The organism is Brucella haematophila (assembly GCF_005938105.1).
Classification (GTDB): Bacteria; Pseudomonadota; Alphaproteobacteria; order Rhizobiales; family Rhizobiaceae; genus Brucella; species Brucella haematophila.
Window position 1 is genome coordinate 409055 of record NZ_VCPE01000002.1, and the last position, 18986, is coordinate 428040.

An 18986-nucleotide genomic window follows, 5' to 3' on the forward strand; every position below is an offset into this window, starting at 1 on the left:
CGCATGAATTACGACTATATCATCGTTGGCGGCGGGCCGGCCGGTTGTGTTCTCGCCAATCGTCTGAGCGAGGATGCTTCGGTGAAGGTGTTGCTGCTGGAAGCCGGAGGAAGCGACAGGAACCCGCTGTTTCATATGCCCGCAGGCTTTGCCAAAATGACCAAGGGCGTGGCGAGCTGGGGCTGGGAGACGGTCCCGCAGAAGCATATGAAAAACCGCGTTCTGCGCTACACGCAGGCCAAGGTCATTGGTGGCGGTTCCAGCATCAACGCGCAGATTTATACGCGCGGCAATGCGGCTGATTACGATCTTTGGGCCAATGAAGACGGCTGTACCGGCTGGGATTATCGCAGCGTGCTGCCCTATTTCAAACGCGCCGAGGATAATCAGCGTTTCAACGATGACTATCATTCCTATGGCGGGCCGCTTGGCGTTTCCATGCCGTCTGCGCCGCTGCCGATCTGCGATGCCTATATCCGCGCGGGGCAGGAGCTTGGGCTTCCCTACAATCCGGATTTCAACGGTCGCGAACAGGCCGGTGTCGGTTTCTACCAGCTCACCCAGCGCAATCGCCGCCGCTCGTCCGCCTCGCTTGCCTATCTCGCATCGATCAAGGGACGCAGAAACCTGACGGTCAGAATCAACGCGCCAGTGCGCAACATCGTGCTGGAGAAGACGCGCGCCACCGGCGTGGCGTTGATGAGCGGCGAGGTGCTGCGCGCGTCGAGGGAGGTGATCCTGTCATCGGGTGCGATCGGCTCACCGAAGCTTCTGCTGCAATCTGGGATCGGACCAGCCGATCATCTCAAGCAGACAGGTGTGGCCGTGAAACACGATCTGCCGGGCGTCGGCTCAAACTTGCAGGATCATCTCGATCTGTTCGTTATCAGCGAATGCACTGGCGATCACACCTATGACGGCGTGGCAAAGCTGCACCGCACGCTTGGCGCGGGTCTGCAATATATCCTGCTGCGTTCCGGCCCGGTGGCCTCGAGCCTGTTTGAAACGGGCGGCTTCTGGTATGCTGATCCGGAGGCCCGGTCGCCGGATATCCAGTTCCATCTGGGGCTTGGTTCGGGCATTGAAGCCGGCGTCGAGAAGCTGAAGAATGCGGGCGTGACGCTCAATTCCGCCTATCTGCATCCGCGCTCGCGTGGGACAGTGCGTCTGGCGTCCAGCGATCCGGCGGCGGCTCCACTGATCGACCCCAATTACTGGAGCGATCCACACGATCTGAAGATGTCACTGGAAGGGCTGAAGATCGCCCGCGAAATCCTGCAACAGGAAGCTCTGAAACCCTTTGTCATGGCCGAGCGACTGCCGGGACCGAAGGTGATGACTGACGACGATTTGTTTGACTATGCCTGCGCCAATGCCAAGACCGATCACCATCCGGTCGGCACCTGCAAGATGGGCACTGATGCTTCTGCCGTGGTCGATCTGGAGCTGAAGGTTCACGGTCTGGAGGGCTTGCGCGTCTGCGACAGCTCGATCATGCCGCGTGTGCCGTCCTGCAACACCAATGCGCCGACAATCATGGTTGGCGAAAAGGGATCGGACATTATTCGCGGGCGCGATCCGCTGCCGCCAACCGTTTTCTCTTGGGAGAAAAACGAACAGAAGCCGCGTGCAAGAGTTTAATCTGTGCCGTCTACCGGTTCAAAGCGCAGATAGCCCACGACATCGGAACCCTTGTGGTTCGGATTGTCGGAGGGGTGATTGACGCCGTCATTGACCGGGATAACCTTGAAGTCGAAAGGCGAAACGCCCTCCAGACAAGCCGCATTCACGCCAAACTGGCGTGGATTGGAGCGGCGCTGGTGGTGCGTATAGATCCCGCATCTGGAGCAGAAGAAATGCTTCGCGACGCCGGTATTGAAGGTGTAGAGGGTGAGCGCGTCTTCCCCTTGCAGGATTTCCAGCCCGCCGAGTTCTGCTGACACGACGACTGCGCCGCGCATCCGGCAATAGGAGCAGTCGCAGCGGCGCGCGCTGTGCAGGCCGTCGGACAGTTTTACGCGAAAACGCACCGTTCCGCAGTGGCATGCGCCATTGGCTTCCTTGATGTCCGGATTCATTTTTCACTCCATTCTGCCTTTGCGGACGATATTTTCTTTTCTGCCAGTTTACCACTGGCGAAAACCGATTAAGTTCGTTGCCGGAAATGCTTCAGGGAGGGAACGGCATGAGCGAATTCGCAGTCATCACAGGCGGCAGCACGGGTATTGGCAGACATCTGGTCACGGCCTTTGCCGAGGCGGGCTATGCGGTTGCTTTCAGCTACAAGGACGAGGACGGCGCGGCCCAGTCGCTGGTCGAGGCGATTGAAGCGGGTGGTGGTCAGGCGCTTGGGCTTGCCTGTGATGTCGGTGTGGGGGCGGAAGTCGATGCCTTCTTCGATGAAGCATGCAGCTGGTTCGGCGATGCGCCCGATGTGCTGGTCAACAATGCCGGTATCCAGACATGGAGTTCGCTGCTGGAACTTGGCGAAGACGAGTGGGACGATGTCATCCGCACCAATCTGAAGGGCTGCTTCCTCAATACGCAGGCAGCAGCCAAGCGGATGGTGGATGCGGACAAGAGCGGCGCGATCATCAATATCGGTTCGGGCTGCAACAAGCTGGCTTTCCCGAAGCTGGTTTCCTACACGGCTTCCAAGGGCGGCATTGAACAGTTCACCAAGGTTTCGGCGGTGGAACTTGGACCGCACGGCATTCGGGTGAATTGTGTGGCCCCCGGCGCAATCCTTAATGATCGCACGGCGCTGGAACAGCCTGACTATGCAGGCACATGGGCCAAGGTCACGCCCTTGCGGCGGGTGGGCAGCGTCGAGGATCTGGCTGGGCCGGTGCTGTTTTTTGCGTCCGAGGCCGCACGCTTTGTGACGGGCCAGACGCTTTGGGTCGATGGCGGCGTCTTCTCGCAGGCCAACTGGCCTTATGACAGGTAAGTTTTAAGTGGTGATCCCGACTGGATTCGAACCAGTGGCCTACAGATTAGGAATCTGTCGCTCTATCCTACTGAGCTACGGGACCGACCGTTAGAGCCATCCGCTTTTGCCAGCGATGCCAGCATGTTCGGATGTTTCCGACACATACTGGGTTTCATGGCGGTAGCCAACCCCGCAAAAAGCGGGGTAGGCGGATTTTCTCAGATTGCGAGTGGCGCTCAGGCGGCAAGCGCCGTTTCGGCCACGGCTACGAAGTAGCTGACGCCATAGGGAATGGCGTCATCGTTGAAATCATAAGCCGGGTGATGCAGGCCCGGCGTATCGCCATTGCCGATGAAGATATAGGCGCCGGGACGAGCCTCCAGCATGTAGGAAAAGTCCTCCGCCGCCATCATTGGCTCAACATTGCCGTTGACCTTGCCTTCGCCTGCAACACCGGTGGCGATGCGCTCTGCAAATTCCGTCTGCGCATCGTGATTGAAGGTGACCGGATAATTGTTCTTGTAGCGCACGGTAATCTCTGCGCCCGTGACGGCTGCGATGCCTGCGGCCACTTCGCGGATGCGGCGTTCAGCGAAAGCGCGTGTTTCCTTTTGCAGCGTGCGCACGGTGCCCGATAGCGTCGCCTTTTCCGGGATCACGTTATAAGCCTCGCCTGCGATGAACTTCGTGACCGAGATGACGAGTGAATCCAGCGGATCGGTATTGCGCGAGACGATGCCCTGCAAAGCCATCATCAGTTGCGAACCGGCCAGAATTGGATCGATGGTGCGGTGCGGCTGCGCCGCATGACCGCCGCGTCCGCTGACGAAGAGATCGAATTCGTCTGTTGCAGCCATGATCGGTCCCTTGCACATGGCAAACTGGCCGACCGGCAGACCCGGCATGTTATGCACGCCATAGACTTCCGAAATGCCGAAGCGATCCATCACGCCGTCTTCAACCATGGCAAGCCCGCCCGCGCCGCCTTCTTCGGCAGGCTGGAAAAGCAGCGCAACCGAGCCGCGGAAATTGCGCGTCTCGCTGAGATATTGCGCAGCGCCCAGCAGCATGGAGGTGTGGCCGTCATGGCCGCAGGAATGCGCCTTGCCGGGATTTTGCGACGCCCATTCAACGCCGCTTGTTTCGGTGATCGGCAGCGCGTCCATGTCGGCGCGCAGGCCGATGGCCGGGCCGTCACCGTGGCGGCCCTTGATGATACCGACCACGCCGGAGCGTCCGACGCCCGTTTCAACATGGTCGCAGCCGAAGGCTTTCAGCTTCTCCTCGACGAATTTTGCGGTCTCGTGCACGTCGTAGAGCAGTTCAGGATTCTGGTGTAGCTGGCGTCGCCAGGCGGCGATTTCCGCCTGCGTTTCTACGGCACGATTAAGCACTGGCATTTCGGAGAGGCTCCCGTATTGGGTCTATATGGGCTTGGGCCAACTTGACCCAATGTGGCATGGTTGGGTGTGATTTGAAGGAAGCAGGATATGACGTTTCGGTGAAATCCGGCAATCCCTGTTTGCCTTTTCCTCGCCACATGGCATAGATAAGAGCAACGCAAATCCTCCTTATATGACCGAAAGTGTCGTGTGTCGTCCTGATGGCGATTTGGAACCATTGAATTGAGCCGTGCGAACGGAGACCCGCAGAAATTGCGGGCCATTATTGATTGGAACTGCGCAATGTTGTCGAAGTCGTTGAAAATCCTGGTTGCTGCCGCAGCAATGACTGGCACGGCGATGGGATCGGCGCTGGCCAATCCGTCAATCGCCGTCGATGTGGCAACCGGCAAGGTTTATGCCCAGCAGGATGCGTTCCAGCGCTGGTATCCTGCTTCGCTTACCAAGCTGATGACGGCCTATGTCACGTTTCGCGCGCTTCAGTCCGGTCGCATGACGCTTGAATCTCCGGTGCCGATGACGGTTCGTGCCGCCAAGGAGCCGCCGAGCAAGATGGGCTACAAGCCCGGTTCCGTGATGACGCTCGATACCGCGCTGAAGATCATGCTCGTCAAATCCGCCAATGATGTCGCCGTCGCCGTGGGTGAGGCTGTGGGTGGCAGTGAGGCGGGCTTCGTACAGCTCATGAATGCCGAAGCGCAGCGCCTCGGCATGGTCGGATCGCATTTCGCCAACCCGAACGGCCTGCACGATCCGAACAATTATACGACCGCGCGCGATCTGGCGGTTCTCGCCGTGCAGCTGCGCCGCGAATTCCCGCAATATGCGCATTATTTCGCGACCGAGGCTATCGATCCGGGCGCGGGCAAAAAAGTTCAGGCCAATTACAATATTCTGCTGGGTCGTTATGACGGCGCCGATGGCATGAAGACCGGTTTTGTCTGTGCGTCGGGCTTCAATCTGGCCGGTTCCGCCACCCGTAATGGTCGCACCGTGCTTGCCATCGTGCTTGGCGCGGATCGTCAGGAAGCACGCGCGGTACAGGCTGCGCAAATGATGACCGACGCTTTCCGCGACAACACGTCCGGCGGTGCAACGCTTGCAACGCTGCGGCCAAACGCAGGCGGCAATCTTAACGAGGCTGTCGATATGCGCAAGGCGATTTGCAGCCAGCAGGCCATGGCTGACCGTTGGGACGGTCGCGATGTCGAGGGCAAGCTGAAGATCAACTCGCCCTATATTCACGCCATGGATCACGATCCGGTTGCCGTGCAGGTCGGACTTGTTTCCGAGCCGGGCCCGGTCACCAAGCCAAGCCAGCTCCACATCTCGCAGGTGCCTGTGCCAATGCCGCGCCCGCAGCGTGCTGCTGGTGTGAAAACAACCGCGATCAACTGATCCACCGCGATATTGGGCTGGCATCGTCAGCCCAACCTGTCGTGTTCTTAAAGTGTCGCGCCCTCAAAGTGTGAAGTGTTTGCCATGCCAAATCCTATCCCCGTCTCCGTGTTGACCGGCTTTCTGGGCTCGGGCAAGACGACGCTGCTCAACCGGCTTCTGAAGGATCCGGCCTTGAGCGATACCGCCGTGATCATCAATGAATTCGGCGAAGTGGGCATCGATCATCTGCTGGTCGAACAGGCGAGCGAGGGCGTTATCGAGCTGTCGGACGGTTGCCTGTGCTGCACGGTGCGCGGCGAACTGGTGGACACGCTGGCCGATCTGATCGACCGCTTGCAGACCGGGCGCATAAAGGCGCTGAAGCGGGTTATCATCGAAACGACCGGCCTTGCCGACCCAGCGCCGGTTCTGCATTCGATCATGGGGCATCCCGTGTTGATGCAGGCCTTCCGGCTCGATGGCGTGCTGACGACCGTTGATGCCGTCAACGGCATGGCGACGCTCGACAATCATGAGGAAGCGGTCAAGCAGGCGGCGATGGCCGACCGGATCATCCTCACCAAGTCGGATATGCCCGAAGCGCAAGCGGGCCTGGCGGCGCTGAAAGCGCGTCTCAGAGCGCTCAATCCGGGTGCCGAAATTCTGACGGCAGGTGATGAGCGCACCGGCTATGCGGCTTTGTTTGAATGCGGATTATATAATCCTGAGACCAAAACCGCGGATGTGCAGCGCTGGCTCAAGGCGGAAGCCTATGAGGATGATGACCACCATCATCATGATCACGATCATGGCCATCATCACGGGCATGACCATGTGTGCGGGCCGGATTGCGATCACGACCATGATCATGGCCACGGCCATGGACACCACCACCACCATCATGCGCATCATCACCACCATGATGATGCCATCCGCTCGTTTTCGCTGCGGCACGACGCGCCTATTCCGCTTTCGACCTTCGATATGTTCCTCGATCTGTTGCGTTCAACGCATGGCGAGAAGCTGCTGCGCGTCAAGGGCATCGTACAGATCGCCGAAGACCCGGAACGTCCTGTCGTGATCCACGGCGTGCAGAAGATTTTCCACCCGCCAGCGCGCCTGCCGCAATGGCCACAGAACGAAAAGCAGACGCTTCTGGTCATGATCGTGAAGGACTTGCCGGAAAGTTATGTGCGGGAACTGTTCGACGCGTTTCTGGGGCGCCCGAGCCTTGACCGGCCAGACCGGGCGGCGCTGATGGAGAATCCGTTGGCAATCCCCGGATTCTCACCAAAGCATTGAGTTTTATTTCTTCTGGATCAGGAAACGCTGAACGGTTTCACTGCGCTCATGTTCAATGAGCGCATGGCCTTCTTGCGTGCAAAAATGTGGCAGGTCGATACCGGAAAGCGGGTCGGTTGCTTCCACCCAAAGCTGCGCGCCGCTCGGCATTTTTTCAAGGTGATGACGGGTTTTCAAAACCGGAAGGGGGCATTTCAGCCCCCTCAGGTCATAAACGGGAATTTGCGCCTCGGCTGAGGTCAGTTGCCGATGATCTTCCACCATGGCTTTTTCGCTTCCGGTGCAGCCACAGGTGCTGGCTGGTCGATATTCTGGGCAACCGTGCTTCCGGTGGTGACCGGCGAAACGTCGGCAGGTATTGCCGCGTTCTGGGCCGGATTCTGCTGCGGCGTAGGCACCGAAGCGGTCCGGGTTGACTGCGCCGGAATGGCTGGAGCAGCAGCAGGAGCCGCGACTGGAGCAGTTGCGGTCGGTGCTGGTGTTGCTGCAAGCGCTGTAGCCGTCGGCTGGGATAGAGCCGGCGTGACAGGACGAATATCCGGTGCGCCAGCCTTTTCAGCCGAAGACGGTGTCAGCGAAGGCGGTTCACGCGTTACCTTTTCGCCACGGGCACGTGCAGCGCTCCAGGCCGAAACGAGCTTGGCTTCGGTCAGGCCCTGGATCGACGGAGCAGGCGCCTTCTGCGACGCGCTGAAGGCGCTCTGGAAGGTCTTTTCATACGAGGTATAGGCCGTCGACATCGCATCGGTGTTGGCCGATGGCGGGCAGGCATCCGCTGCCGAGAGAGGCTGTCCGTCTGGCGAAGCGACGTTGAACACGTAGCGCTTTTCGCAAACGTCGACCTTCGGCGGAACCTTGGTCACTTCGAAAGCGTCGTAACCCTGCTTCAGCATTTTCCAGAAGCCGTAATTCGGGTCGCTCTTGTAGCGGGCCATGTTGGCCGCAGTCATGCGAAACGGGAAAGCCTGAATCTGGAAGTCCCGCTGGCCGCCCTTGAAGGCGTCGCGTCCGAAAGCGTAGATTTCAGAGACGCTCTCATCGGTCATCGAATAGCAGCCCGACGACGAGCACGCGCCATGCACCATCAGGTTCTGGCCCGTGCGCCCGTTGGCGCGGTCATAGGCGTTGGGGAAACCGATGTTGAAGGCGAGATAATAATTGGATTTCGGGTTCATCTGCCCGGGATGGACGGTGTAGAAACCCTCCGGAGCCTGACGATCACCCTCGATATATTTCGGTCCGAGCTTGCCCGACCATTTGCAGATCTCATAAGAAGCGATCTGGTCGTACTTGCCGTTATTCTTCTGTTTCCAGACTTCGAGAACGCCTTCTTCCTTGAAGATGCGCACGGTGATTGGCGAGGTGCGGGTCATGCCCTTCGCCTTCATCTTGGTCACGATCTTTTCGGGAAGCGGCTTTTCAGCGCGCAAGCTCAGGTCGGATACGGACGAGCCCTGACACCCCGCGAGAAGCGCGGTTGCCATGACGGTTCCAAGTATTGCGGTTCTGATCTTCATATCGCATCGATTTTGTTAGAACGGTGCAAGAGACGATTTCCTGCTCGGAGGATTTTGACAACCAAACCTTACGGTATCGTTTACAAATCCTTGCCTGGATATCTAAAAATTAACGCGACGGCAATATGGCGGAAATGGCATGAAGATGCAAATCCGGGACGTGAAGAACATCCCGGATGGAAAATGGAAAAAAAGACAGTTTTTTAGAGATTACGACCGATCTGGAGGAATTTCTGACGGCGTTCCTGCTTCAAGGTCTCGCCGTCGATATCTTTCATCGAGCGTAACGATGCCGTGATCATGTCGCCCGCAGCGTCGATGACGGCTTCCTTGCCGCGATGCGCGCCACCGAGCGGCTCAGGAATGATACCGTCGATGACCTTGAGGTCGAACAGATCCTGCGCAGTGATGCGCATGTTGGAAGCGGCGTCCTTCGCACGGGTGGAATCGTGCCACAGGATCGAGGCAGCGCCTTCCGGCGAGATGACCGAATAGATCGAATGCTCGAGCATATAGACGCGATTGGCGACGGCGATCGCGATAGCACCGCCCGAACCGCCTTCGCCGATGATGATCGAGACCACCGGTACGCGCAGACGCAGGCATTCGGCGGTGGAGCGCGCAATGGCTTCCGCCTGGCCGCGTTCTTCGGCGCTAACGCCCGGATAGGCGCCTGCCGTGTCAACCAGCGTGATCAGCGGCAGCTGGAAACGGTCGGCCATTTCCATGATGCGGACGGCCTTGCGGTAGCCTTCCGGACGGGCCGAGCCGAAATTGTGCTTCAGGCGCGTCTTTGTGTCCGAACCCTTTTCCTGACCGAGAATGGCAACCGGCTGTCCGTTGAAACGGGCAAAGCCCGCCTGCAACGCCTCGTCATTGGCGAACTGGCGATCACCGGCCAAGGGCGTGAATTCCGTAAACAGCCGGTCGATATATTCGAGGCAGTGCGGACGATCCGGGTGACGCGCGATCTGCGCCTTCTGCCAAGGGGTCAGCTTGCGATAGATATCTTTCAGCGCATCAGCCGAACGCTTCTCGAGGCGGCGAATCTCGTCGCTCATCTCAACGCTGCCTTGTTCCTGCGCGAGCTTCTTCAGCTCAAGAATCTGGCCTTCGAGATCGGCGACGGGTTTTTCAAAATCGAGATAGTTGTACATCGGGCCTGACTGTTCGTGCGTTTCTAATGAGCTCGCCGCAATTGCGTGCCTGAAGAAGGCTGTTTTACGGCGCTTTACATATTCACTGCGGGCTCAACTTGCAAATTTTGACTTTCTCATAACCGGAGCAGGCTCAATCGGCAAGCGGATGATGCTCACTGACCAGTTTATGCAGCCTTTCCTCAAGCACATGCGTATAAATCTGCGTGGTCGAGATATCGGCGTGGCCGAGCAATTGCTGCACTGTGCGCAAATCAGCGCCATTCTGCAAAAGATGGCTGGCAAAGGCATGGCGCAAAACATGGGGTGAAATGGCGGCGGCGGAAAGATTGGCGCGGGCGGCAAGCCCTTTCAGCTCGCGAGCAAAAACCTGTCGCGCCAGATGTCCGCTTTCCGAAAATGCCGGAAACAGCCATGGGTTCTCGTCACTTGCGGGCAGGGAATCGCGCAATGTCAGGAAGGCTTGCAGCGCATCCCGTGCCTTGGGCGACAGCGGCACCATACGGTCCTTCGAGCCCTTGCCGCGCACCAGCAGGAAACGGTGATCGGTGCGTGCGACGCGCACCGGCAGGCCCACCAGCTCCGAAACACGCAAGCCGGTTGCATAAAGCGTTTCAATCAGCGCATGAAGCCGCAACGCCTTGATGCGCTCGCCTTGCTCGGTGGCTTCGCTTGCTTCCAGCGCGGCACGGTCGAGAAGGCGCGTGACCTGATCGACGCTCATGATCTTGGGCAGCGGCTTCTGCTTCTTCGGCGCATCGATAACGCCGGTGGGGTCGTCCTGACGATAGCCTTCCGAATAGAGAAACCGGAAGAATTGGCGCAGCGCGGACAGGCGGCGCGCCTGCGATGTCGCGGCAAAACCTTCCGTCGCCATGCCGTCCAGAACCGAGCGGATATGATCAGCTTGCGCTTCTGCGAGATTGATACCGCGCTCGCCAAGGGCTTCCGCGGTCATTTGCAGGTCGCGGGCATAGGATTCGAGCGTGTTGCCCGCCGCGCCCCGTTCGGCGCTCATCATTTCAAGGAAATTTTCAATCGCCAGAGATGCGCGCATCGTCATTCCTGTGAGGGCGTGGTGGTTTCAACTGCTGGCACATCGGTCGAGGCCGTTCCGTCAGCCGAGGGCGCTGGCGCAATTGGCACAGGCTTCAATTTGGAAGCTGGAATTTCCACCTTCATTTCCTGGGTCTGCGGCGTGACAAAATTCGCAAGCGCATACATCGCAGCATAGGCGATGGCTGCGATCACGACGACGAAAGCGATGAGGCGCGTCAGCGTAGGCATATGTCGTTTATGATGCGGCATTGCGATGAAAGCAAGAATGTCGGTGGCATCGCTGCAAAAAGCCGCCATTCCTGCTTTCAGATTCCATGAAAGCAATTGACGTCGCCCGGTTTTTCATGTGGAACCATCCCAAATGGATGAGGTTGATGAGCAGTATAGAAAAACAAGCCAATCTACATGAGAAGGCGGGGCTCCATGGGCGGGCCGACGCTATCCGTGGTCTGCTCGGTACGAAGGTTCTGGTGCTGGTCGGCCTGATGGGCGCTGGCAAGTCTACCATCGGCCGCAAAATGGCTTCGATGCTCGGCCTTCCTTTTCGCGATGCCGATACGGAGATCGAAGCTGTCTCGCGCATGACGATTCCTGAACTGTTCGAAGCCTATGGCGAGGTTGAATTCCGCGATCTCGAACGCCGGGTTATCCTGCGTCTTCTCGATGACGGCCCGATGGTGCTTGCTACCGGCGGCGGCGCATACATGAATGCCGAAACGCGCGCCGCTGTCTCCGCTGCCGGCATCTCCATCTGGCTCAATGCCGATATTGATGTGCTGATGGACAGGGTTTCACGCCGCCAGAACCGGCCGCTTCTTCGCAACAGCGATCCACGCGCCGTGATGCAGAAACTGATGAACGAGCGCTATCCCGTTTATGCGCTTGCCGATCTGCAAATGATGACACGCGAAGAGAAGAAAGAAATCATCGCCGACGAGCTGATCGAGGTTCTCGCGCAGCATCTGGAAAAGCGGCAGTTCGCGGACTGATTGTCTTAAGCGAGGACTGCCTCGCAGACAGCGGACCACCGGAAAATCGACTGGAGAATAAGCATGAATGCGCCTTCGCCCGCACATGACAGTGTCACCGTTCCGGTTTCGCTGGGAGAGCGCTCTTACGATATCCTGATCGGCAAGGGCCTTGTCGACCGTGCGGGGGCGGAAGTTGCCAAGCGACTGAAGGGCGCGCGCGTTGCCATCGTCACCGATGAAAATGTCGCCAAGGCGCATCTCGAACGGCTGACGGCAAGTTTCAATCAGGCGGGCATAGAAGCGACACCGGTTGTTGTCGCACCCGGCGAAAAGTCCAAATCCTTCGCGACGCTTGAAACCGTCACCAATGCCATTCTGGCCGCAAGGCTGGAGCGCGGCGATGCGCTGGTTGCTTTTGGCGGCGGTGTGGTGGGCGACCTGTCCGGTTTTGTGGCGGGTATTGTGCGTCGCGGCATGAATTTCGTGCAAATGCCGACCTCGCTTCTGGCGCAGGTGGATTCGTCAGTGGGCGGCAAGACGGGCATCAACACCGCTTATGGCAAGAACCTCGTTGGCGTCTTCTACCAGCCGCAGCTGGTACTTGCCGATACGGATGTGCTGGATACGCTGAGCCCGCGTGAATTCCGGGCTGGTTATGCCGAAGTCGCCAAATATGGTCTCATCGACCGCCCGGATTTCTTCGCTTGGCTGGAGAAGAACTGGCAGGAAGTTTTTGCCGGCGGCCCGGCGCGAACCGAAGCCATTGCCGAATCCTGCCGTTCGAAGGCCGCCGTGGTGGCGCGCGACGAGCGCGAAACCGGCGACCGCGCGCTTCTTAATCTCGGCCATACATTCGGCCATGCGCTGGAAACGGCGACTGGCTATGATTCCAGCCGTCTGGTGCATGGTGAGGGTGTGGCCATCGGCATGGCGCTGGCGCATCGTTTTTCGGTGAAGATGAATCTGGCCGGTGTGGAAGCGGTGGAGCGGGTCGAGGCGCATCTGAAGGCCGTAGGCCTCCCGACCGCACTGTCCGACGTTCCGGGCGGCTTGCCGCCTGCGGAAAAGCTGATGGACTATATCGCGCAGGACAAGAAGGTGGCGCGGGGCGCACTTACCTTCATCCTAACGCATGGTATCGGCCAGTCCTTCATCGCCAAGGATGTGCCGCCTGCTGCCGTTCTGGAGTTTCTGAAGGAACGTCTGGCTACCGCATAATTCTCATAGCGCAACCGGTCGGCGCGGACGGAAAAGGAGATCGATGGGATGGTTTTCGAACTCTGGATCATGTGCGGGATCATCCTGCTTTGTGTCATTCTGTCGGCCTTTTTCTCCGGTTCCGAAACGGCGCTGACCGCCGCATCCCGTGCGCGCATGCACTCGCTGGAAAATCAGGGCGACGAGCGCGCCGAAGTCGTGCAACAATTGATCGGCAGGCGCGACCGGCTTATCGGCGCGCTGCTGATCGGCAATAATCTCGCCAATATTCTCGCATCCTCGATCGCCACCAGCATTTTCCTGACCTTCTTTGGCGATGCCGGTGTGGCCTATGCCACCATCGCCATGACGGTCATTCTGGTGATCTTCGCGGAAGTGCTGCCAAAATCCTGGGCGATTTCCGCGCCAGATCGCTTTTCGCTGGCGGTGGCGCGCGCCGTTTCCGTGGTGGTCTCGGTGATCGGCCCGATCTCGACGGCGATCAACTGGATCGTGCGTACAATCCTGCGGCTATTCGGCATCAATCTCGCGGCTGGCCGCTCGATGCTTTCGGCGCATGACGAATTGCGCGGCGCGGTGGAAGTTCTGCATCGCGACGGTTCGGTGATCAAGGAAGACCGCGACCAGCTGGGCGGTCTTCTCGATCTCAAGGAGCTGGAAGTCAGCGACGTCATGGTGCACCGCACGGCGATGGGAACCATCAATGCCGATGCGCCAGCCGAGCAGATCGTCGGTGATATTCTGGCAAGCCCGCACACGCGCATGCCGGTCTGGCGCAACGATATCGACAATATCGTCGGTATTATTCACACCAAGGATCTGGTGCGGGCGCTTTATGATGTCGATAATGACTTCAGCCGCATCGACATTATGAAAGTGGCCAGCAAGCCGTGGTTCGTGCCGGATACGACAACCTTGCAGGACCAGCTGAACGCCTTTTTGCGCCGCAAGGCGCATATCGCCATCGTGGTGGACGAATATGGTGATGTGCAGGGTCTGGTGACGCTGGAAGACATTCTGGAAGAAATCGTCGGTGATATTGCCGATGAACACGATATCGACATGCAGGGTGTCCGCCTGCAACCGGACGGTTCGTTCATTGTCGACGGATCACTGCCGATTCGCGATCTCAACCGGGCGCTCGACTGGTCGTTGCCCGATGAGGAAGCGACGACGATTGCCGGGCTGGTCATTCATGAAACCCAGTCGATCCCCGAAGTGAAGCAGGCCTTCACCTTTCACGGCAAGCGGTTCTCCGTGTTGAAAAAGGAGAAAAACCGCCTGACGCGTCTGCGTATCGTAACGCTCGATGCTGATGGAAAACCGATTGTAGCCGTTGGCGTTCTGCCGCCGCGTACCTAAATAGCACTACAGTTGCATTCTTCGTGAAGCCGGTCTGCAACGAGCAATTTCCTGTGTTCCGGTGCTCACGTACGTTGAAGTACGCTCCGCTCCGGTGCTCGAAAATCACTCGTTTCGCCGCGGCCTGACGAATTTGCCGCTGTAGTGATTGGCAGGATCAGCGGCGCGTCGGTTCGCCGGGGGCAGACGGTTCCAGCGCCAATGCATGAACGCCGTTGTTCAATTCGTCCTTGAGGACTTCGTTGATGGCGCGATGACGCTGAACGCGACTCAGGCCCGTGAAGGCATCGGAGACGATACGGACGCGAAAATGCGTCTCGCCCGAGCCGTCGAAAGCTGCATGATGATCGCTGTCGTGATGATGATGGCCAGCGTGAAGATGGCTTTCATTAATGATTTCAAGCCGTTCTGGCGCGAAAGCTGTTGTAAGCTTTGCTTGCATCACGTCTTGTTTGCTATTGTGAATGGACATTTGGGCTGGTTCTCCCCATATACACGCTGTGCTTCATATAGACTCAAGCCCCGACGGCCCAAGGTGGGGCAAATCCGCACAGGAAACTAATCCGCTTCAAAATTTCGCCCTGTTGAAATGGCTAAAAGCCCAACCGGACGAAATGTCAATTCTTGTTTAGCAACCCCTTAATCCGCATAATTGATTCGATGACCACGAACTCCAAACTTTTCGACAGTATCCGCATTCGCCCGAAGAAGACGCAGCAGGCCAAGTCCAGTGGCCCCTGCTGTCAGTGGGACGGTTGTGACAAGCCTGGCACGCATCGCGCGCCGGTCGGACGCATGCGCGAAGGGGAATATTTCCACTTCTGCATCGATCACGTGCGGGAATATAATAAGAATTTCAACTATTTCTCCGGCCTCGCCGATGGAGATATCGCCAAGTTCCAGAAGGACGCCGTCACTGGCCATCGTCCGACCTGGTCCACGACGGCGAATTCGACGGCGAAGGCGCGCACCTCGCCGGACGTGGCAAAGATGCGCTCCGGATCGGCTTCCTATCACAACCGTATCCGCGATCCGTTCAATTTCGTGAAGGAAGCCAAGGGGCAGGAACCGGGGGCGACAGCCAAGCGCAAGCCGCGCACGCTGGAAATCAAAGCGCTCGCTACACTCGGACTTGAACCAAATTCGACTAGCGATAAGATTAAGGCGCGCTATAAAGAGCTGGTAAAACAGCACCATCCCGATGCGAATGGTGGTGACCGCGGTTCTGAAGAGAGATTCCGCGATGTCATTCAGGCTTACCAATTGCTCAAGCAGGCAGGTTTTTGCTAGAGCATGAGGGCTCGGCCAGTCTTGAACTGGCCGGTTTTCGATTGATTAAGTCGAGCTGTGGCTCAAGCCGCATTTATGCGACGCCAGATGTTGTCATTTGGCTGCAAAATGCTCTGACGGACATTCTCCTGCCGTGCTGCCAAGCGCGGATTCAAGCATGGATGCCCGCAACGAACGACGGAAGGGGCATACCACCGGCTTGCCGGACATCATGCCCCGGATGATACTTGGATGTCGCGGCCGGACAGTCCTGCCGCCCTGGAGGCATGATGAACAAGGTTGAGCGGGATATAGCCAATTTGCCGGATACGATGGTTTCGGTGCGTGAAGTGTTCGGAATTGATTCCGACATGAAAGTACCGGCCTATGCGGCGGGCGACTCCTATGTGCCGGAGCGTGATCCGGATTATCTTTTCGACCGTCAGACGACGCTCGCGATCCTGGCCGGTTTTGCCTATAACCGCCGCGTGATGGTTTCCGGCTATCACGGCACGGGTAAATCGACCCATATTGAACAGGTCGCATCGCGCCTGAACTGGCCTTGCGTCCGCGTCAATCTCGACAGCCATGTCAGCCGTATTGACCTCGTCGGCAAGGATGCCATCGTCGTCAAGGACGGCGTGCAGGTCACGGAATTCAAGGAAGGCATTCTGCCCTGGGCTTACCAGCACAATGTCGCGCTTGTGTTCGACGAATATGATGCCGGTCGTCCGGATGTGATGTTCGTGATCCAGCGCGTGCTGGAAACCTCCGGTCGCCTCACGCTGCTCGACCAGAGCCGCGTTATTCATCCGCACCCGGCTTTCCGTCTGTTCGCGACCGCCAACACGGTGGGCCTCGGCGATACGACAGGCCTTTATCATGGCACGCAGCAGATCAACCAGGCACAGATGGACCGCTGGTCCATCGTGACGACGCTGAACTATCTGCCGCACGACAACGAAGTGAACATCGTTCTCGCCAAGGCCAAGCAGTTCCAGAATGCGGAAGGCCGCGAGATCGTCAACAAGATGGTTCGCGTTGCCGACATGACCCGTCAGGCTTTCATCAACGGCGATCTTTCGACCGTGATGAGCCCGCGTACGGTCATCACCTGGGCTGAAAATGCGGCGATCTTCGGCAATGATGTCGGTTTTGCCTTCCGCCTGACCTTCCTCAACAAGTGCGATGAACTGGAACGTGCGACGGTGGCTGAGTTCTATCAGCGCGCCTTCGGTACCGAACTGCCGGAATCGGCAGCCAATATCGTTCTGGCCTGATGCTGTTCTCCTGAAAGCGGAGACCGCTTTCAGGGCAAAGACAAGCATGAGGAAAATTGACGATACCTGTCGCCGCTATGGCGACAGGGCCTTGATTTGATGGGAAGCAGGATAGGCATATGTCAGGCCAGATGTCAGGAATGGGCGACAATTCGCGTGAGCGCAAGCCGGGGCCAGTGGACTCCGAGCCGTTCAAGCGCGCGGTAACAGCTTGCATGCGCGCCATTTCCGGCGAAAACGAGCTGGAAGTGGCGTTCAGCAATGATCGCCCCGCTCTGACGGCCAATCGCGCCCGACTGCCCGATCTGCCAAAACGCCCGACCGCGCATGATATTGCGGTTACCCGTGGCCTTGGCGACTCGATGGCGCTGCGTCAGGCGCGTCACAATCCCCGTATTCATGCGCAGCTCGCGCCGGAAGGCAAACAGGCGCGCGCCATTTATGACGCCGTTGAGCAGGCCCGTGTCGAGGCAATCGGCGCGCGCGCCATGGCTGGCGTTGCCGACAATCTGGCGACCATGCTGGCAGACAAATATGCCAAGGCGAATTTCTCCGCCGTTACCGATAAGGAAGATGCGCCGCTTGAAGAAGCGGTGTCGCTGCTCTTGCGCGAAAAGCTGACCGGACGGGCAGCACCGTCCGAAGCTGGTCAGGTGCTGGAGCTGTGGCGCGACTGGATCGAGCAGAAGGCTGGCGGCGATCTGGCGCGTCTGGGTGAAAACCTCGACGATCAGCAGGCTTTTGCGCGCACTGTTCGCGATATGCTCGCATCCATGGACATGGCTGAAGAGCTGTCGCAGGAAGAGCCGAGCGACGATCAGGAACAGAACGAAGAACAGACGCCCGATTCCGACGAGAACGAGGAAGGCGGCGACGAGAGCCAGGAAGGCTCCGATTCCGCTGAAAGCGAAGAATCCGACAGCTCGAGCGAAGAAGGCGAGCAGGGCGAGATGGATGCTGCCGATGCATCCGCCGACGATATGGATGACAGCGAGGATATCGACGCGGAAACGCCGGGCGATACGCGCCGTCCCAATCAGCCTTTCGGCAATTTTGCCGAACAGATCGACTATAAGGTTTTCACACGCGAATTCGACGAAGAGGTTGAGGCGACAGATCTGTGCGACGAGGCCGAACTGGATCGTCTGCGTGGCTTCCTCGACAAGCAGCTTGCCAACCTTCAGGGCGTGGTGGGTCGTCTGGCCAATCGTCTCCAGCGCCGCCTGATGGCGCAACAGAGCCGCTCCTGGGATTTCGATCTGGAAGAGGGTTATCTCGACTCGGCTCGGCTCGTGCGCATCGTGATCGATCCGACCCAGCCTCTGTCCTACAAGATGGAGCGCGACACGGATTTCCGCGATACGGTCGTGACGCTGGTTCTGGACAATTCCGGCTCCATGCGTGGTCGTCCGATCACGGTTGCGGCCACCTGCGCCGATATTCTGGCCCGCACGCTGGAACGTTGTGGCGTGAAGGTAGAAATCCTCGGCTTCACCACCAAGGCCTGGAAGGGTGGTCAGTCGCGCGAGGCGTGGTTGTCGCGGGGCAAGCCAGCCAATCCGGGTCGTCTCAATGATCTGCGCCATATCGTCTATAAGAGCGCTGACGCGCCATGGCGTCGTGCACGGCGCAATCTTGGCCTGATGATGCGTGAAGGCCTCCTCAAAGAGAATATCGACGGTGAAGCGCTGATCTGGGCGCATCAGCGCCTGTTGGGCCGGCCAGAGCAGCGCAAGATCCTGATGATGATCTCCGATGGCGCGCCGGTCGACGATTCGACGCTGTCGGTCAATCCGGGCAACTATCTGGAGCGCCATCTGCGCGCAGTGATCGAAGAGATCGAAACGCGTTCGCCAGTCGAGCTGATCGCTATCGGTATCGGCCATGACGTGACGCGCTATTACCGTCGCGCTGTGACGATTGTCGACGCGGAAGAGCTGGCAGGCGCAATGACCGAGCAGCTTGCATCCCTGTTCGAGGAACAGGGCGCGGCAGCAACGGGTAACGGCAAACGCCGGGCTGGCGGAAGACGCTAGAGCGGTTCCGGTTAAAACGGAATCGTGGAACCGCTCTATCTATTTGTTTCGACGCATTATCCGACGCAAAACCGCTTCGCACTTTTGCTGGAAATGCTCT

Annotated in this window: 18 protein-coding genes and 1 tRNA gene; 10 read left to right on the forward strand and 9 right to left on the reverse strand. The window is 58.5% G+C overall.

Annotation, left to right across the window (positions count from 1 at the left end; genetic code table 11):
• The first annotated feature begins 3 nt into the window (after positions 1–3).
• Complete coding sequence (locus tag FGI60_RS04670; RefSeq protein ID WP_138784136.1) at positions 4–1641, forward strand: GMC family oxidoreductase; 1638 nt, start codon at positions 4–6, stop codon at positions 1639–1641.
• Here the strand turns inward: FGI60_RS04670 and FGI60_RS04675 are convergent.
• The gene (locus tag FGI60_RS04675; protein WP_138784137.1) at positions 1638–2078 is read right to left on the reverse strand and encodes a GFA family protein; all 441 of its coding nucleotides are present in this window, start codon (positions 2076–2078) and stop codon (positions 1638–1640) included. The two genes, FGI60_RS04670 and FGI60_RS04675, sit on opposite strands and share 4 nt — an antisense overlap.
• Before the next feature lie 107 nt (positions 2079–2185).
• Between FGI60_RS04675 and FGI60_RS04680 the strand changes: the two genes are divergently transcribed.
• Positions 2186–2950, forward strand: coding sequence for an SDR family NAD(P)-dependent oxidoreductase (locus FGI60_RS04680; protein WP_078337599.1), 765 nt, complete (start codon positions 2186–2188; stop codon positions 2948–2950).
• A gap of 8 nt (positions 2951–2958) precedes the next feature.
• Here FGI60_RS04680 and FGI60_RS04685 read toward each other — a convergent pair.
• Positions 2959–3035 (reverse strand) — tRNA-Arg (locus tag FGI60_RS04685).
• A gap of 133 nt (positions 3036–3168) precedes the next feature.
• Positions 3169–4332, reverse strand: a complete 1164-nt coding sequence (locus FGI60_RS04690) for a M20 aminoacylase family protein (RefSeq protein WP_138784138.1) — start codon at positions 4330–4332, stop codon at positions 3169–3171.
• Between the two features lie 285 nt (positions 4333–4617).
• Between FGI60_RS04690 and FGI60_RS04695 the strand changes: the two genes are divergently transcribed.
• Complete coding sequence (locus FGI60_RS04695) at positions 4618–5733, forward strand: D-alanyl-D-alanine carboxypeptidase family protein (protein ID WP_138784139.1); 1116 nt, start codon at positions 4618–4620, stop codon at positions 5731–5733.
• Positions 5734–5817: 84 nt separating this feature from the next.
• Complete coding sequence (locus FGI60_RS04700; protein ID WP_138784140.1) at positions 5818–7017, forward strand: CobW family GTP-binding protein; 1200 nt, start codon at positions 5818–5820, stop codon at positions 7015–7017.
• A gap of 3 nt (positions 7018–7020) precedes the next feature.
• Here FGI60_RS04700 and FGI60_RS04705 read toward each other — a convergent pair whose 3' ends face one another.
• The 5 genes from FGI60_RS04705 to FGI60_RS04725 all read right to left on the reverse strand — a co-directional run bounded on the left by FGI60_RS04705 (position 7021) and on the right by FGI60_RS04725 (position 10978).
• Positions 7021–7278, reverse strand: coding sequence for a sulfurtransferase TusA family protein (locus FGI60_RS04705; protein ID WP_235889740.1), 258 nt, complete (start codon positions 7276–7278; stop codon positions 7021–7023).
• A complete protein-coding gene (locus tag FGI60_RS04710; protein ID WP_138784142.1) occupies positions 7257–8534 on the reverse strand; it encodes a L,D-transpeptidase family protein in 1278 nt (425 codons plus the stop codon). Before FGI60_RS04710 ends, FGI60_RS04705 begins: the two co-directional genes overlap by 22 nt.
• A 203-nt stretch (positions 8535–8737) precedes the next feature.
• A complete protein-coding gene (locus FGI60_RS04715; RefSeq protein WP_078337594.1) occupies positions 8738–9691 on the reverse strand; it encodes an acetyl-CoA carboxylase carboxyltransferase subunit alpha in 954 nt (317 codons plus the stop codon).
• Positions 9692–9824: 133 nt separating this feature from the next.
• On the reverse strand, positions 9825–10748 hold the full coding sequence (gene xerD, locus FGI60_RS04720; protein ID WP_078337593.1) for a site-specific tyrosine recombinase XerD: 924 nt from the start codon (positions 10746–10748) through the stop codon (positions 9825–9827).
• 2 nt (positions 10749–10750) lie between these two features.
• Positions 10751–10978 (reverse strand): hypothetical protein, encoded by a 228-nt coding sequence (locus FGI60_RS04725; protein WP_138784241.1) that lies wholly within the window; start codon positions 10976–10978, stop codon positions 10751–10753.
• Between the two features lie 146 nt (positions 10979–11124).
• On the opposite strand from FGI60_RS04725, the gene FGI60_RS04730 reads away from it, so the two are divergent.
• The 3 genes from FGI60_RS04730 (at position 11125) to FGI60_RS04740 (ending at position 14301) form a co-directional block, all read left to right on the forward strand.
• Entirely contained in the window at positions 11125–11739 is a 615-nt protein-coding gene (locus tag FGI60_RS04730) for a shikimate kinase (RefSeq protein WP_078337591.1), read from the forward strand.
• Between the two features lie 63 nt (positions 11740–11802).
• On the forward strand, positions 11803–12939 hold the full coding sequence (gene aroB, locus FGI60_RS04735) for a 3-dehydroquinate synthase (RefSeq protein ID WP_138784143.1): 1137 nt from the start codon (positions 11803–11805) through the stop codon (positions 12937–12939).
• A 48-nt stretch (positions 12940–12987) separates the two neighbouring features.
• On the forward strand, positions 12988–14301 hold the full coding sequence (locus FGI60_RS04740) for an HlyC/CorC family transporter (RefSeq protein ID WP_078337589.1): 1314 nt from the start codon (positions 12988–12990) through the stop codon (positions 14299–14301).
• A gap of 157 nt (positions 14302–14458) precedes the next feature.
• Here FGI60_RS04740 and FGI60_RS04745 read toward each other — a convergent pair whose 3' ends face one another.
• Entirely contained in the window at positions 14459–14773 is a 315-nt protein-coding gene (locus FGI60_RS04745; RefSeq protein ID WP_138784144.1) for a BolA family protein, read from the reverse strand.
• A gap of 188 nt (positions 14774–14961) precedes the next feature.
• Here FGI60_RS04745 and FGI60_RS04755 point away from each other — a divergent pair, with 188 nt between their 5' ends.
• From FGI60_RS04755 to cobT, 3 genes are all read left to right on the forward strand, one after another.
• Positions 14962–15591: a J domain-containing protein gene (locus tag FGI60_RS04755; RefSeq protein WP_078337587.1), complete on the forward strand. Its 630-nt coding sequence runs from the start codon at positions 14962–14964 to the stop codon at positions 15589–15591.
• Positions 15592–15860: 269 nt separating this feature from the next.
• Positions 15861–16850 carry a cobaltochelatase subunit CobS gene (gene cobS, locus FGI60_RS04760; protein WP_113533776.1) on the forward strand — a complete coding sequence of 330 codons (990 nt, stop codon included), beginning with the start codon at positions 15861–15863 and terminating at the stop codon, positions 16848–16850.
• 119 nt (positions 16851–16969) lie between these two features.
• Complete coding sequence (gene cobT / locus FGI60_RS04765) at positions 16970–18886, forward strand: cobaltochelatase subunit CobT (RefSeq protein ID WP_138784145.1); 1917 nt, start codon at positions 16970–16972, stop codon at positions 18884–18886.
• The last annotated feature ends 100 nt before the right edge of the window (positions 18887–18986 follow it).